Genomic DNA, 12621 nt, shown 5'->3' on the forward strand with positions numbered 1-12621 from the left:
GCGGCGGCGCCTGGGGGGAGCCGATGAACGCGATCGTGCTGCACGAGCCCGGGGGGTCGGGGGCCCTCCGGTTCGAGACCGTGGCCGATCCTGCCCCGGGGGCTGGGGAGGCGGTCGTCCGCGTCCGGGCCGCGGCTCTCAACCACCGCGATCTGTTCATCTGCAAAGGACAGTATGCCGGTGTGCGGTTCCCCATCATTCTGGGATCGGATGGTGCCGGGGATGTCGTGGAGCTCGGGACGGGCGTGACAGACGTCCGCCGGGGCGATCGGGTCGTGATCAACCCCAGCCTGGACTGGGGCGACGATCCGCGGGCTCAGGGCCCGCGGTGGCGGATCCTCGGCCTCCCCGAAAACGGCACTTTTGCCGAATTGGTGAAGGTGCCTGCGGCGAACGTCCTGCCCCGCCCGCCTCATCTCTCCGACGAAGAAGCGGCGGCACTCCCCCTGGCGGGGTTGACGGCGTACCGTGCGGTGGTGACGCGCGGGCGCGTCCAGCGGGGCGAAACCGTGCTTGTAATGGGGATCGGCGGAGGGGTGGCGACTTTGGCGCTGCTGATCGCCAAGCAGGCCGGGGCCCGCGTGCTGGTGACGTCGGGGAGCGATGCGAAACTTGAGCGGGCACGGGCGCTCGGCGCGGATGGGGGATTCAACTACAAGACCGCGGACTGGGTGCGCGAAGTTCGGGGGGCCGCCGGGGGGACGGGGCCCGACCTCATCATCGACGGAGCGGGCGGCGCCACATTCGACCGGGCGCTCGACGCGGTTCGGCCGGGGGGGCGAATCGTCAGCTACGGTGCGACGACGGGAACCGCGCCCGAGGTCGCCGTCCGGCGCATCTTCTGGAAACAGCTCAACGTCCTTGGGTCGACGATGGGGACCCCGGACGATTTCCGCGGGATGCTCTCGCTCTTCAGCGCAGCGGAGCTGCACCCGATTGTGGACCAGGCCTTCCCGCTCGCCGAGGTGGGCCGGGCCTTCCAGCGGATGGATGAGGCGACCCAGTTCGGGAAGATCGTGTTGCGAGTCGGTTAGCCGAACTTCTCGATCCGCCCGGGACGCATCGCCGAGGGGGGCTTTTGTGGATTCGGAGCTCTGCTTTCTCCCCATCGCCGACCTCGCCGCGCGGCTCGCACGCCGTGAGCTCTCCCCCGTCGAGCTTGTAACGGCACTGCTCGACCGCATCGACCACTACGACGGCGCCCTGCACAGCTACATCACCGTCTGCCGTGAGTCCGCCCTCGACGCGGCCCGGCGGGCGGAGCGGGAGATTCACGCCGGAGGGGCCCGGGGGCCCCTCCACGGGATCCCGATCTCGCACAAGGACATTCACTTCACGCGGGGCATCAGGACGACGTGCCACTCTCGAACGATGCTGGATTTCGTCCCCGACCACGATGCCACGCACGTCCGGCGGCTGGCGGACGCCGGCATGATCCTGGTCGGGAAGACGAATACGACGGAGTTCGCCTGCGGCACGATGGATGTGTTCGGCACCGCCCGAAACCCATGGAACACCGCGTGCTACACGGGCGGATCGAGCGGGGGGTCGGGAGCCGCCGTCGCGTCCGGCCTCGCCGTCGCCGCCACCGGGTCCGATACAGGAGGCTCCATTCGCATCCCGTCCGGCCTCTGTGGGATCGTCGGCATCAAGCCCACCTACGGGCGGGTCAGCCGGCACGGCGTTTTCCCGCTCAGTTGGAGCATGGATCACATCGGCCCGATGTGTCGAACGGTGGCCGATTGCGCGACGGTGCTGAGCGCGATGGCCGGGAGGGACCCCCGTGATGCGACGTCCTCCGCGCGGCCCGTGCCGGACTACGCGGCAGCGCTGGCCGAGGAGATCCACGATGTTGTCCTCGGCGTCCCCGATCAGCACTTCTACGAACACCTCGATCCGGAAGTCGATACGGCGATGCGCGGCGCGCTCCGCCACCTGGAAAGCCTCGGCATGCGGCTTACCCCCGTGACCCTCCCTCACGCCGGGGACGTCGGCACCGTGGGGTGGGCCGTGATGGTGGCGGAGGCGTATGGGCAGCACGCCGGGCGCATGCGGCGTCAGTTCCCGGACTACGGTCTCCGGGCGCGGCAGCGCATCGCCGCGGGGGCGTTTATCACCGCCGCGGAGTACCAGCAGGCGGGGCAGATCCGCCGTCTGTGGATCCGTGAGGTCGACGACGCCCTGCGGGGGGTCCACGCGATCGTCACGCCGACCTTGCCGTTCCCGGCGTTTTCGGTCGAGACGCAGAACACCAACCCCCCCGAAACGACGTGGGGCACGATCCCGTTTAATCTCTCCGGGCACCCGGCGCTGACGGTCCCTTGCGGGTTCACCGCCACCGGGCTGCCCATCGGGATGCAGCTCATCGGACGAGTCTTCGACGAGAGGACGCTTTTCCGGATCGCACAGGCCTACGAACGGGCCGCGGAATGGCACAGGCGCCGTCCGAGATTGGAGGGCGCCGCATGAGTGCCTTCACCCGCGCGTGGCTCCGAGCTGAGGCGGAACACCAGGGTCTCGCGCTGACCGAGGGCGATGTCGAAGCGATCTACGACCGGGTGCGCACGATCAAGGCTGCGCTCGTCGCACTCAGGCCGGAGGTCACCGAAGGACTCGAGCCCCCGTACGAGTTCGTGGTCGCGGAGGAGCCGGAAGGCTAATATCCGCCCCGGACTTCATCCGCCGGAAGCCGGCGGGCCGGGCCGCCTCCCCCGGCGCGCGGTCGCCGATCAGTCTGCGGGATCCGCCGCCTTCACCAGCACTTCCGCCTTGGGGGCACGCCTGTGGGCCATCGGGCCGACGTCCAATCGCTCGATCATCCGGCAGAAGACCCTGACGATTCGTGGGTCGAACTGCGTCCCCGCGCAATGCTCCAACTCCTTGATCGCCTGCCGACCGGGCCGGGCCCGCTTGTACGAGCGGCGGTCAACCATCGCGCTGTAGGCATCGACGACCGCCAGGATCCGGGCGCCCAGGGGGATCTCCTCGCCGGCCAGTCCGTCCGGATACCCGCTACCATCCCAGCATTCCTGATGATGCCGCACCAGCTGTGCGACCCCCCGCATCCGCTCGACCGAGAGGAGAATCCCCTCACCGATGATCGCGTGGTGCTGCATCACCGTGCGCTCCTCTTTGGTCAGCGGGCCCGGCTTTCGCAGGATCTGGTCGGGGACGCCGATCTTCCCGATGTCGTGGAGCAGCGCGGCCCGCCGGATATCGCGGACCTCCTCCTCCCCGCAGCCCAGCGCGCGGCCAACGGCCTCGGCCAGGGAGGCAATGCGCTCGCTGTGCCCGGCGGTGTAGGTGTCGCGGGCTTCGACGGTGCGCGCCAGCGCTAGAACCACTTGAATGTGGGACTGTTCGAGATTCTGATTGACTCTCTCGTGCAATCGGGCCGCCTCGAGGGCTGAGACGCCTTGCGCGGCCAGGCCGCGGACGCGGCGGCGAACGGACTCGGTGAAGGCTCCGGGGGACGGACCCATCCCGCACAACCAGGCTTGCAGGCGCTCGCCCCGCACCAACGGTACGTACGCGAGGATCTCTCCCTGCTTGCCGTCGCCCGTGGACGGCGACACGATCAGGTCGCCGCCGCCGCCCTCCGCCGATGGGATCAGGAAGGGGGGAAGCTCGGGCCGAGGAGCGTCTTCCTCGATCCCGCGGGTCGTCACGACGCGGGGCTCCTCGCCATCCCCGCATATATAGGCGAGACCGCACGGGAGCTGGACGGCCTCCAAGAATACCTGCAGCAGAATGTCCAGCACCCCTCCCACTCGCAACTCGCCCGAGAGCCGGGCAGCGAGCGCATTGTAAAATTGCAACTCGTGGAGCTGGTCCTCGAGCTGTGAGGTCGCTTCTCGCAGCCGCTGATCGAGCACCCGAGTCCAGCGCAGACGTTCCCGGTTCACCCGATACTCTTGAACCATCATGCCCAGGAATAACGCCAGGAAGAACCCGCCGGCGATGATCGCGCCGAGCCGGAATCCCGCGCTCTCTAAGGTTTGAACCCGGCCGGCGCGCACCCAAAGGAGCACGATCATTCCGGCCATGGCCAGCGAAGCGGCGAGTGCCTGGCGGAGATTGAGACGGGCGGCCGCCTCGAGGATCGTCAGATAGTAGAGGAAGATGAACGGGCTGCTGAGGTTCCCGGAAATGACCACCACCAAGGTGATCACCAGGAGATCGAGCGCAATCGCCAGGTCGGGCCGCCGCAGCACAGCGAACCAGCGCGGGCCGGCCGCCAGCAAGATCACGTACCCGCCGAGCAGCAGGATGATACCGTTGATGGCGGGGTGTGCTACCGTGATCACCCCAAACCACAATGCGGGGATCAGCGTAAGCAGCATGAGCACGCGTATCAGGCTGATCCATTCCTCAGCGCTGCGGCCGCTGCCGTCGCTCACCACGGGCAGGGGTATGGGTCCACCACCGCTATCAGTCATTCTCGATCCCGCACCCTGCCGGCCGAGCACTAAGAGACCCCGCCGGCGTGACGATCCACTCAGTGTGTGCCCTGTTCGGCGCCCAAAAGGACATGTGGATGGGGCGCCTGTCCTCCTCGGCGCCGCGGGGCCTGACTCCCCGACACATCCCCACGATCTTTGCCCAATGCGGGGGACGATGAGGGCAGGAAGCTGTGGCGCCCCGGGGAACCCCTCAAGGTCCGGACGATGCGATGAAAGAGGAGGATGACGATGGGAACGACTCGATATTTTCCGACCGACACCGTCCACTTCACCTGGGATAGTCGACACGCCCCGGTCATGACAATCGACAGCGGCGACACCGTGGTCGTCTCCACCCGCGACGTGAGCGACAATCAGATTACGCCGGCGTCGACCACCTCCACGCTCGCCACGTTGAACTGGGAGCGCGTCTATCCCCTCGCCGGCCCGATCTCTGTTCGCGGAGCCAAGCCCGGTGATACGCTGGCCATCGAGATCCTCGACATCCACACTCAGGGGTGGGGTTGGGCCGCGATCCTCACCGGCCTCGGGCTTCTGGCCGACGACTTCAAGACGCCCTACTTGAAGGTTTTCGACCTCGCCAACGGCGATGTCGCGCATCTGCGCGACGACATCGCGATCCCGATCGAGCCATTCTTCGGCACGATGGGCGTATGCCCGGCTGGCGCGAACAAGCAAGCGGTAATGCCGCCGGGGCCGTTCGGGGGGAACATGGACACCCGCCAGCTCACCCGCGGCAGCACACTCTACCTCCCGGTGCAGGTCGACGGGGCCCTGTTCAGCTGCGGGGACGCCCACGCCGCGCAGGGTGATGGCGAGGTGTGCGTCACGGGCATCGAGGCTCCTATGTATGCCACGCTGCGCTTCACCCTCCAGAAGGGTCGGCGGATCCCCGCCCCTCAGTTTGTCACACCCGGACCGCTCGTCCCGCGCGTCAATTCCGGAGGATGGTACGGCACCACCGGGGTCGGACCCGATCTATTCAAGGCCGCCCAAGACGCAGTGCGGGCGATGATTGCGCATCTCTCAGGGACGTACCGCCTGTCGGCCGAAGATGCCTACATCCTGGCCAGCCTTTGTGTTGACCTGAAGATTTCGGAGATCGTCGATGCAGGTCAATACATCGTCAGTGCGCTGCTGCCGCTTGCGGTGTTTCGCTCGTGAGGGACTGGTTGCCCCGTGGACGTTGGGATGGGAGCAACGGCCAAGAACCCACTAACCCGCGGCGTCCGGTATCGGTTGTCTCTACCACGGCGCAATCTGGTAAGTCGTACCATTCGTCTCCGGGCTCAACAACCGGAGTCGGCTCGGCGAAACGTCGAGTGCCGCGATAAATTGAGACGTAGTGCCCGGTTACACTCGGACCGTATCAGCCACCTCCCATGCGGGGCGAGAGGCGGACAACCCTTCGCCCAACAAGGACAGGACGCACTCCGCATGCTCGTGATAGGAACGACGCCGGGGGGACGCGTCGGGGTTTCCAGATTCCAACCGCTTAAGGCATTGCCGCGACAATCTTTCGGAATTCATCCTCAGTAAAAGCTCGCAGAGTTTCCGTATGAATGGTGCCTTGCGCACCCGAGGCAAGGAGGCTCGCGGCGACTTTCTCGTCGCTGGGCGCATCGACAATGACGACCGCGTCATACCGCCCCATGGTCAAATAGAACGCTTTGAACTCTCCGCCCGCCGCCCGAACCCTCTGCCTTGCCGCATTGACCCGATCGGGGGCCTGCTTGATGGTCTCGATGCCCTTTTGCGTATAGTTGACGAGCGTGATGTAGGTCGCCATCTTCCTTCCCCCTTTTGATTCGTTTCTCCGCACGTCTCCCCCGGGCCCACCTGGCTTCGCCTGGTGTCCTCGAGAACCCTTGGCTCCTCCGATGCCCCTCTATTAAAACGCTCGCCTCCTAAGGACGCAACGCGGCTCCGGCGGAAGAGTGGGAACGGCAGGGAATGGTCCGGCCGATTACGGACGGGCCTCACCCCAACTGCCATCATTGAGCTGGCGAAAAATTCAGCAAGCACTGCGGGGAGCGCACGTGCGGCAGACGGACGCCGACGTCAGAGCCACGTCCAGTCCGAAGCCGGCACCAACGGCGCGCGGCGGCCCATTCGACGACCCGTCAGGTTCGATGGTGGGGAGCTTGAGATCCCGTCACTGTGGCCCGCAGATCCAGAGGCGGCCATCTGTGCTGCGTCATACTTTTTCCGTGCCGCGCGAAACTTCCGCAGAAAATCGACGGTCTCGTCGGGAAGCGTCTTTCCGGACGCCACATGATCCGGTCCGGTATTGTACGCGGCGGCCACCTTATCCCAGTCGCCGTCGAACCGTTTGTACAGCTGCGCAATGTACGCGGTGGTCCCTTCCACATTTTGTTGGGGGTCGCGCGGATCGACCCCGAGAGCTTGAGCCGTCGCCGGCATCAACTGACCGACACCGATGGCTCCTTGGGGACTCACTGATTCCTGCCCACTATCCTCGGAATCGAGAATGCTTCGCACTGCCCAGTACGGAACCCCGAACTTCCGAGCGGCCCCATGGGCATATTGGTCGATATCCCGGGATCCAGACGGCTTGAAGGTCCTGGCACGGAGAACCGCAGGCGGAAACGCTGGGCTGGGCGTTACGCGCTTCTCGAAGGTCCCGGCCGAGGGATTCACGATGGCGGTCGTCCCCATCATGATGAGCGTTGTGCCCGCCGCAATCAAGGTCTGGAGACGTGTCGGGGCCCAGGCCCACCCAAGACGCTCATAAGGAATCGGTTCCCCCACAAGCACCTCAGCGTCGACCCCGACGCCACGAGGCGTATCTTTCATGACGCTCTCCTCCTTCTTGGGTGTCGGTCGACGCATGGTCCATAGGTCGATACCGACAGTCCAGAGACGGGGTGGGTGTCTTAGCGGCTGCTTGATTCCATCATCTGAGGGGGGGGGGCCCTCATCCAATGGGTGGAACCGGGTCTCTATTGGTGTGCGGGTAGCTATCTAAATGATGAGGAAGAGATCCGTGGTGAGCGGCGCTGGACCGCCGCCCTCCCGGAGGGTTCTCGCAATCTTCAGAGTGCGGCGCTCGCGATGGCTGCAATATTGTGCAAGGTGCGATATCGCCCTCTCTGGCGGGGAATAAAGGCCCGGCAGCCTGCCGGCGAGATAGGGGAAAAGCGGGCTCGAGAACACATCCGCGCTAACATGATCCCGTGCATCCGCGCTCGATTCATTACCATCCCCTCCCGAACCCCCCTGGTAAAACCCAAGCACCATCCTCCCGTCGAGACCGCCTCAACACGGCGAGAATTCCCTCTATTCTCGCCAATGTGGCACGCTTCACACGTCAGGAGTGATCCGGGGCACAGCGTTCGACCACCGGCGCGCCTATGATAGAAGCCACGACGGGCGGCAAGTTCGCCAGATCTAGGAGGAAAGGGCTCATGGCCTGGTACCAGTGCTCGTGCGGACTGCTTAAGGAGGTCACCCCGCGATTCGGCGATACGATTACATCTGTCATCCACCTCCACCGTCGTGAGCGCGTTGACGGGACCGCGGCGGTCGTTTGGATGAAGGAGATTGGCGGGCCAATCTCTGCCGATTTGGATCAGCCGGGCGCACCCCGCCAGCACCAGCCCGTCGCCTGAGATCTCGGGGGTCCCGAGGGCTACCCCCCGTCCGGGCTCGCAGTGCGAATGCCGGACGAAATGCATCGGCCGGCCGCCCGATCGGGACCGTCCCTCGGGATCGCAGTGGGATCACAAAGCATCAATGATACCACTCCAGGAGATCGCTGGGGATACGTCAGGGCTAGAAGGGGCGACGCAGTTGCTTGAGTCCGTTGGACACGATCATGTGGAGCAGCACGAGCATCGCCTCCTGGACCTCAAGCGAAGTCCCGTCCACCCAAGGGATCGGTAGGCCGAACATGCCGTCTCCGGCCCCGTGCAACGCGCACTGTTCGATCACCCTGCGCTCCTCCTTTGGATCGGGCAAAAGTGTGGGGTCACGGCGCAGCAGCGCCAAGCAGGCCGCAGTGCCGTAAGCGCCCCAATTGCTCGTATTCGAAATCACAAGGACGTCTGTTTTGACCGTCGTGGCCATTCCGTTCCCGCAAGGGCACTGGCACTTCATCCCGTACTCGAGGACGCGACGCACCGTGTCGTAGATCAACCCGCAGCCAAGCTCATTTCCTCCGTCGCCGAACCCGATCGTCGCGACCCGGCGCGATTGTGCGGCGTGGATGAGATGCTGCGCCTTACCGGTGTGGGCGGTTCCATCGACGCCTCTCAGGCTGTGGATGACACCCTTGGCGTTCGGCCCGAGCTTCTCGACGGCGATCACCACAGAGGGCTCGTATTGTGACAGGATGGCATCCGCTTCTCGTCGGCCCTCCTCGTCCCCGACGGGATAGGAACGCAACACGACGGCACCGGGACGGCTCGTCGCCAGCGCGTCGTCCAGCAACGGCAGCCCCCCCGCGCCGGCTGCCGCCCGCACCCCCGGCATATATGGCGGCTCGGTGAGCAGAACGATCCTGGCTCCGAGCCCGCGCCCGATTGCGCGGGCGAGCGCCACGGCACCGGGCGGACCGTCGGTCTCGCCGGAGGGCAGATAGGGGGGCGTCCCGGCACCGGTGATGATCACCACCGTGTCCTTCGCCCCCACCCGTTCTTGGAGCAGGCGCGCCGCGCGCAGGCTCAGCGGCGATCCCCCCTGAGCCTCCCGTGCCGCTCGGTACAGGGGCTCGATGATGCCCCGATCGATCCCCGGACTCCGCATTTCCACACATATCAGCCGATCGATGCTCTCTGCGATAATCTCAGGCATCGCTCTCCTCGTTTCAAAGGGGTTAATGTAGCCGCGCTCGGCGGCCCGATTGCGCCGACTCGATCAAACCAGTGGTCGCTGCCGTGGCATCCGCGCCATCTTTCCTCCGCACGTCGACATCGCATTCACCCCCCGGGCTGTCTCGGGATGCCCGAGTGTGGTTCCCCGGCATTCACAGAATATCCTTAATTCGCCATTAAGTTGGCTTTTCGACCTCCCTCGCTCGCTTCCAGTCACAATCGTCCGTCGGTACCTCGAGAGCCAAGTCCAGACCCAGAAGGGAGTGGTCCAGGACTATCAGCCTTTGATGGAGGTTCGGAGATAGGCTACCGCATCAAAGTTGGGCATACAGATGTCTCGAGGGTCTGGAAGGGATGGTCCGCTGAGGGATGCGGTCCAGTAGGCGCAGATGCGACCATCAGATGGCGAAGAATGATCGCGGGCCTGTGACAAAGTATATGATGAAGCGGAAGGGAGGAGCCTATGAACCCTGGGTCGGCTATTCTGATTGCCATTTCTCTTTTGGGATACGCCTCACCGCTCGCAACGGCTCAGGAACCTGATCCATCGAACGCAGTGTTCATGGTTCATATCACGGATCGTGACCCGGTTTTTAACAGTACAACGCAAGAATATCGAGTACATTCATATGGTTTCTGCACCGCATTTTTCATCGGCGCAGAAGGAACAGCAATGACCAACAGCCATTGCGGAGCGCGGGTTGTGAAAGACCCCGACAAATATCGGATGATTGCGATTGTAGGAACAGAATGGTATGACGTGCAGATGATCTGCGCAAGTCATCTTCCCTATGATGCCACAACGCACCCGAGAGAGGTCGAGTTTTCCAAAGATGTCTCGGAAATCAAATTAATTCCTTCAGACGCATACGCCGGAAAAAAGACGACATTCTATTACCCCATCAAGGAACTGGAAATGAGGCCATGGGCGACGCCGCATCAAGGCGCGTTGCCGGCCTTTCCGTTTTTGGTGATTGATGGTCATCCGCAGGGAGATGTTAGAGTGGTTGGGTTCGGGCAAATCGGGGCCATTCCTGAAAAGTGGACTGCCAGGGGGGTGGTGGAGAAATTCTTCAGAGCACGCGATGGCACCGAGACGTTCGGCATTGAGATGGACAATGGACGGGCGCAACCGGGGGACAGTGGCGCTCCGGTCCTGAATGGTCAGAACCGAGTCGTTGGTTTATGGACGTGGCACGACACCACTAAGAGCAACATGGGATATGCGCAAAGTAATAGTGTTCTGAGAAACTTCTGCCATTAGCCCGCAGTGCCTTTCATGCGCACGCTCCTAAGAAATAGCTGGAAAGGATGACCGCTCAGCTCGCCTTTCTCAGTGCGATCGTGCTTCTCTACCCTCGAAGCTGTTGGTGGGAGAGAACATCTGAAAATAGGGACACTCCGCACATATGGAATCCCGCCGATCAATAGCATGGCCGAGGGCTGAAGACGCAGGCGGAAAATGCGCTCGGGAAGCGCTCCCTACGATGCGGCCGAAGGCTTACGGATTCCTCTGCGCCTCGGTCGCAGGACAAGTTCGCCCCCGCAGTTTGGGCATATATGCATCAGTTGAGAGGTACAGTCTCCACAAAAGGTGCACTCGAAGCTGCAGATATACGCCTCACCTTCCACCTGCAACACGCGGTTGCACTTTTCGCACTTGTCCCGCATCTCTAACGCCATGATTCTCACCAAGAAGCGAAGTCATTCAGTCGAGAAATTCTTACGAACCGGGCCCGTCACCTTCCGAACAGGTGACATACCCGCGGCCAAGCGAATTCCCGAGTGGGAGAGGCGCAGAACATCAACGTACGGGCATAACGAACCGCCTCCGAGCCATGGCTGATCGAGAAAAGGGGTAGGCGTTTGCCATCGACTAATGCAAGGCGTGCAGTGGCTGCTCCCCGCGTTATCAGCATCGAGGACCTGCGGTCCCTGGCTCGGGCCCGCCTGCCGAAAGTGATATTCAACTACCTAGACGGCGGCGCAGAGGGGGAAGTCACGCTTCAAGAAAATCGCCGGGCATTTGCCACTGTAACATTCCGACCTCGTTATGCGGTCCCTGTTCCCAAGTGTGACTTGCGCACTCGCGTCCTGGGCCACGACCTTTCTATGCCCGCTCTCCTCGGTCCCGTAGGTTATAGTCGGCTGTTTCATCCCGGCGGCGAAATAGCCGCCGCCAGAGCAGCAGGGACAGCGGGGACGGCTTATATTCTCTCCACGGTCTCTGGGCACCGATTGGAGGATGTAAAAGCAGCCTCCTCCGGGCCGGTGTGGTATCAGCTCTATTTGGTGGGTGGGCGGGAGGCCGCTGAGGCAGGGATCGAACGCGCCCGACTGGCGGGTTTCACAGCGTTGGTCGTCACAATTGATACGCCCGTCGTGGGCATGCATGAAGAGGAACTGCGCAATGGCGCAAAAGAGTTGCTGTCCAAAAACGCGGTCGCCAAGATCCCCTTTCTGCCGCAGTTGCTGGCGCGTCCGCGATGGCTCGCCGCTTTTCTGCTCGACGGCGGCGTCCCCAAGCTGCCTAATATCGTCATTCCGGACAGCGGGCAAATGACCCTCATCAACGCCCGTGCGGGCCTATTACGCGCCGCCTTCACTTGGGAAGACCTGCGATGGATCCGCAGAGTCTGGCCCGGCCCGATAGTGATCAAAGGAGTTCTCACGGGCGACGATGCACGACGAGCCGTCGATGAAGGAACTGCAGCCGTCGTCGTATCAAATCACGGCGGACGCCAGCTCGACTGTGTTCCGGCGTCGTTGAAGGTGCTTCCCGAAATCGTCGCGGCCGTGAATGGCAAAGTCGAGGTGCTCATGGACGGCGGCATCCGTCGTGGCAGCGACATAATCAAGGCAATTTGTCTGGGCGCCAGCGCTGTCCTGGTCGGGCGCGCTTACGCCTATGGGCTTGCCGCCGGAGGCGAGTCCGGTGTCGCTCGGACGCTTGAGATCTTGCAGGCCGACTTGGAGCGTACGCTCAAACTTCTTGGGTGCGCGTCCATTTCCGGCCTTGACCGCTCCTACGTACATGTCTCGACCAACTAAACGGGCAAGCGATTACTCGTGGTCTGAACCCAATCGAGTTGGATGAGTCGTAGTGCGCTTCCTCTCCATCTTAGCTGTGATTACCATCCTTGTCGCCATGCCCATCCTTGTCGCCATGCCCATCCTTATCTCCGTGCCCATCCTTGTCGCCATGCCCATCCTTATCGCCATGGCCTTCCTTGCCTCCATGCCCATCCTTGTCGCCATGGCCGTGATCGTCGGAGTCGCTCCCATTATTGCCCCCACCGGAGTTGCTTCCCCCGCCAGAGTCG

At 63.5% G+C, this 12621-nt stretch carries 12 protein-coding genes; 6 read left to right on the forward strand and 6 right to left on the reverse strand.

All coding sequences use genetic code 11. From position 1 onward, the window contains the following. Nucleotides 1–23: 23 nt before the first annotated feature. The 3 genes from VKV57_06375 to VKV57_06385 are packed head-to-tail and all read left to right on the forward strand — an operon-like array spanning nt 24 to nt 2660. Entirely contained in the window at nt 24–1034 is a 1011-nt protein-coding gene (locus tag VKV57_06375) for a zinc-binding dehydrogenase (protein HLW59539.1), read from the forward strand. A 46-nt stretch (nt 1035–1080) separates the two neighbouring features. Further along, a complete protein-coding gene (locus VKV57_06380; protein HLW59540.1) occupies nt 1081–2469 on the forward strand; it encodes an amidase in 1389 nt (462 codons plus the stop codon). Then, a complete protein-coding gene (locus tag VKV57_06385; protein ID HLW59541.1) occupies nt 2466–2660 on the forward strand; it encodes a hypothetical protein in 195 nt (64 codons plus the stop codon). The genes VKV57_06380 and VKV57_06385 overlap by 4 nt, the downstream gene beginning before the upstream one ends. Nucleotides 2661–2729: 69 nt before the next feature. On the opposite strand, the gene VKV57_06390 is transcribed toward VKV57_06385, so the two are convergent. Next, on the reverse strand, nt 2730–4439 hold the full coding sequence (locus tag VKV57_06390) for an HD domain-containing phosphohydrolase (GenBank protein HLW59542.1): 1710 nt from the start codon (nt 4437–4439) through the stop codon (nt 2730–2732). Nucleotides 4440–4691: 252 nt separating this feature from the next. Here VKV57_06390 and VKV57_06395 point away from each other — a divergent pair, with 252 nt between their 5' ends. Then, the gene (locus VKV57_06395) at nt 4692–5627 is read left to right on the forward strand and encodes an acetamidase/formamidase family protein (GenBank protein ID HLW59543.1); all 936 of its coding nucleotides are present in this window, start codon (nt 4692–4694) and stop codon (nt 5625–5627) included. 331 nt (nt 5628–5958) lie between these two features. Here the strand turns inward: VKV57_06395 and VKV57_06400 are convergent, their stop codons facing one another. The 3 genes from VKV57_06400 to VKV57_06410 form a co-directional block, all read right to left on the reverse strand. After that, nucleotides 5959–6252: a GYD domain-containing protein gene (locus tag VKV57_06400; GenBank protein ID HLW59544.1), complete on the reverse strand. Its 294-nt coding sequence runs from the start codon at nt 6250–6252 to the stop codon at nt 5959–5961. A 272-nt stretch (nt 6253–6524) separates the two neighbouring features. Then, nucleotides 6525–7280, reverse strand: coding sequence for a lytic transglycosylase domain-containing protein (locus VKV57_06405; GenBank protein ID HLW59545.1), 756 nt, complete (start codon nt 7278–7280; stop codon nt 6525–6527). A gap of 978 nt (nt 7281–8258) precedes the next feature. Beyond that, entirely contained in the window at nt 8259–9278 is a 1020-nt protein-coding gene (locus tag VKV57_06410; GenBank protein ID HLW59546.1) for a glutamate cyclase domain-containing protein, read from the reverse strand. 483 nt (nt 9279–9761) lie between these two features. Between VKV57_06410 and VKV57_06415 the strand changes: the two genes are divergently transcribed. Continuing rightward, nucleotides 9762–10562: a serine protease gene (locus VKV57_06415; GenBank protein ID HLW59547.1), complete on the forward strand. Its 801-nt coding sequence runs from the start codon at nt 9762–9764 to the stop codon at nt 10560–10562. A 218-nt stretch (nt 10563–10780) separates the two neighbouring features. On the opposite strand, the gene VKV57_06420 is transcribed toward VKV57_06415, so the two are convergent. Continuing rightward, nucleotides 10781–10981, reverse strand: coding sequence for a DUF1272 domain-containing protein (locus tag VKV57_06420; protein HLW59548.1), 201 nt, complete (start codon nt 10979–10981; stop codon nt 10781–10783). A 210-nt stretch (nt 10982–11191) separates the two neighbouring features. Here VKV57_06420 and VKV57_06425 point away from each other — a divergent pair, with 210 nt between their 5' ends. Next, entirely contained in the window at nt 11192–12349 is a 1158-nt protein-coding gene (locus VKV57_06425) for an alpha-hydroxy acid oxidase (GenBank protein HLW59549.1), read from the forward strand. 12 nt (nt 12350–12361) lie between these two features. On the opposite strand, the gene VKV57_06430 is transcribed toward VKV57_06425, so the two are convergent. Beyond that, a partial coding sequence (locus tag VKV57_06430) for a hypothetical protein (GenBank protein ID HLW59550.1) occupies nt 12362–12621 on the reverse strand: 260 nt, incomplete at its 5' end.

This window comes from bacterium (genome assembly GCA_035307765.1).
Classification (GTDB): Bacteria; Sysuimicrobiota; Sysuimicrobiia; order Sysuimicrobiales; family Segetimicrobiaceae; genus Segetimicrobium.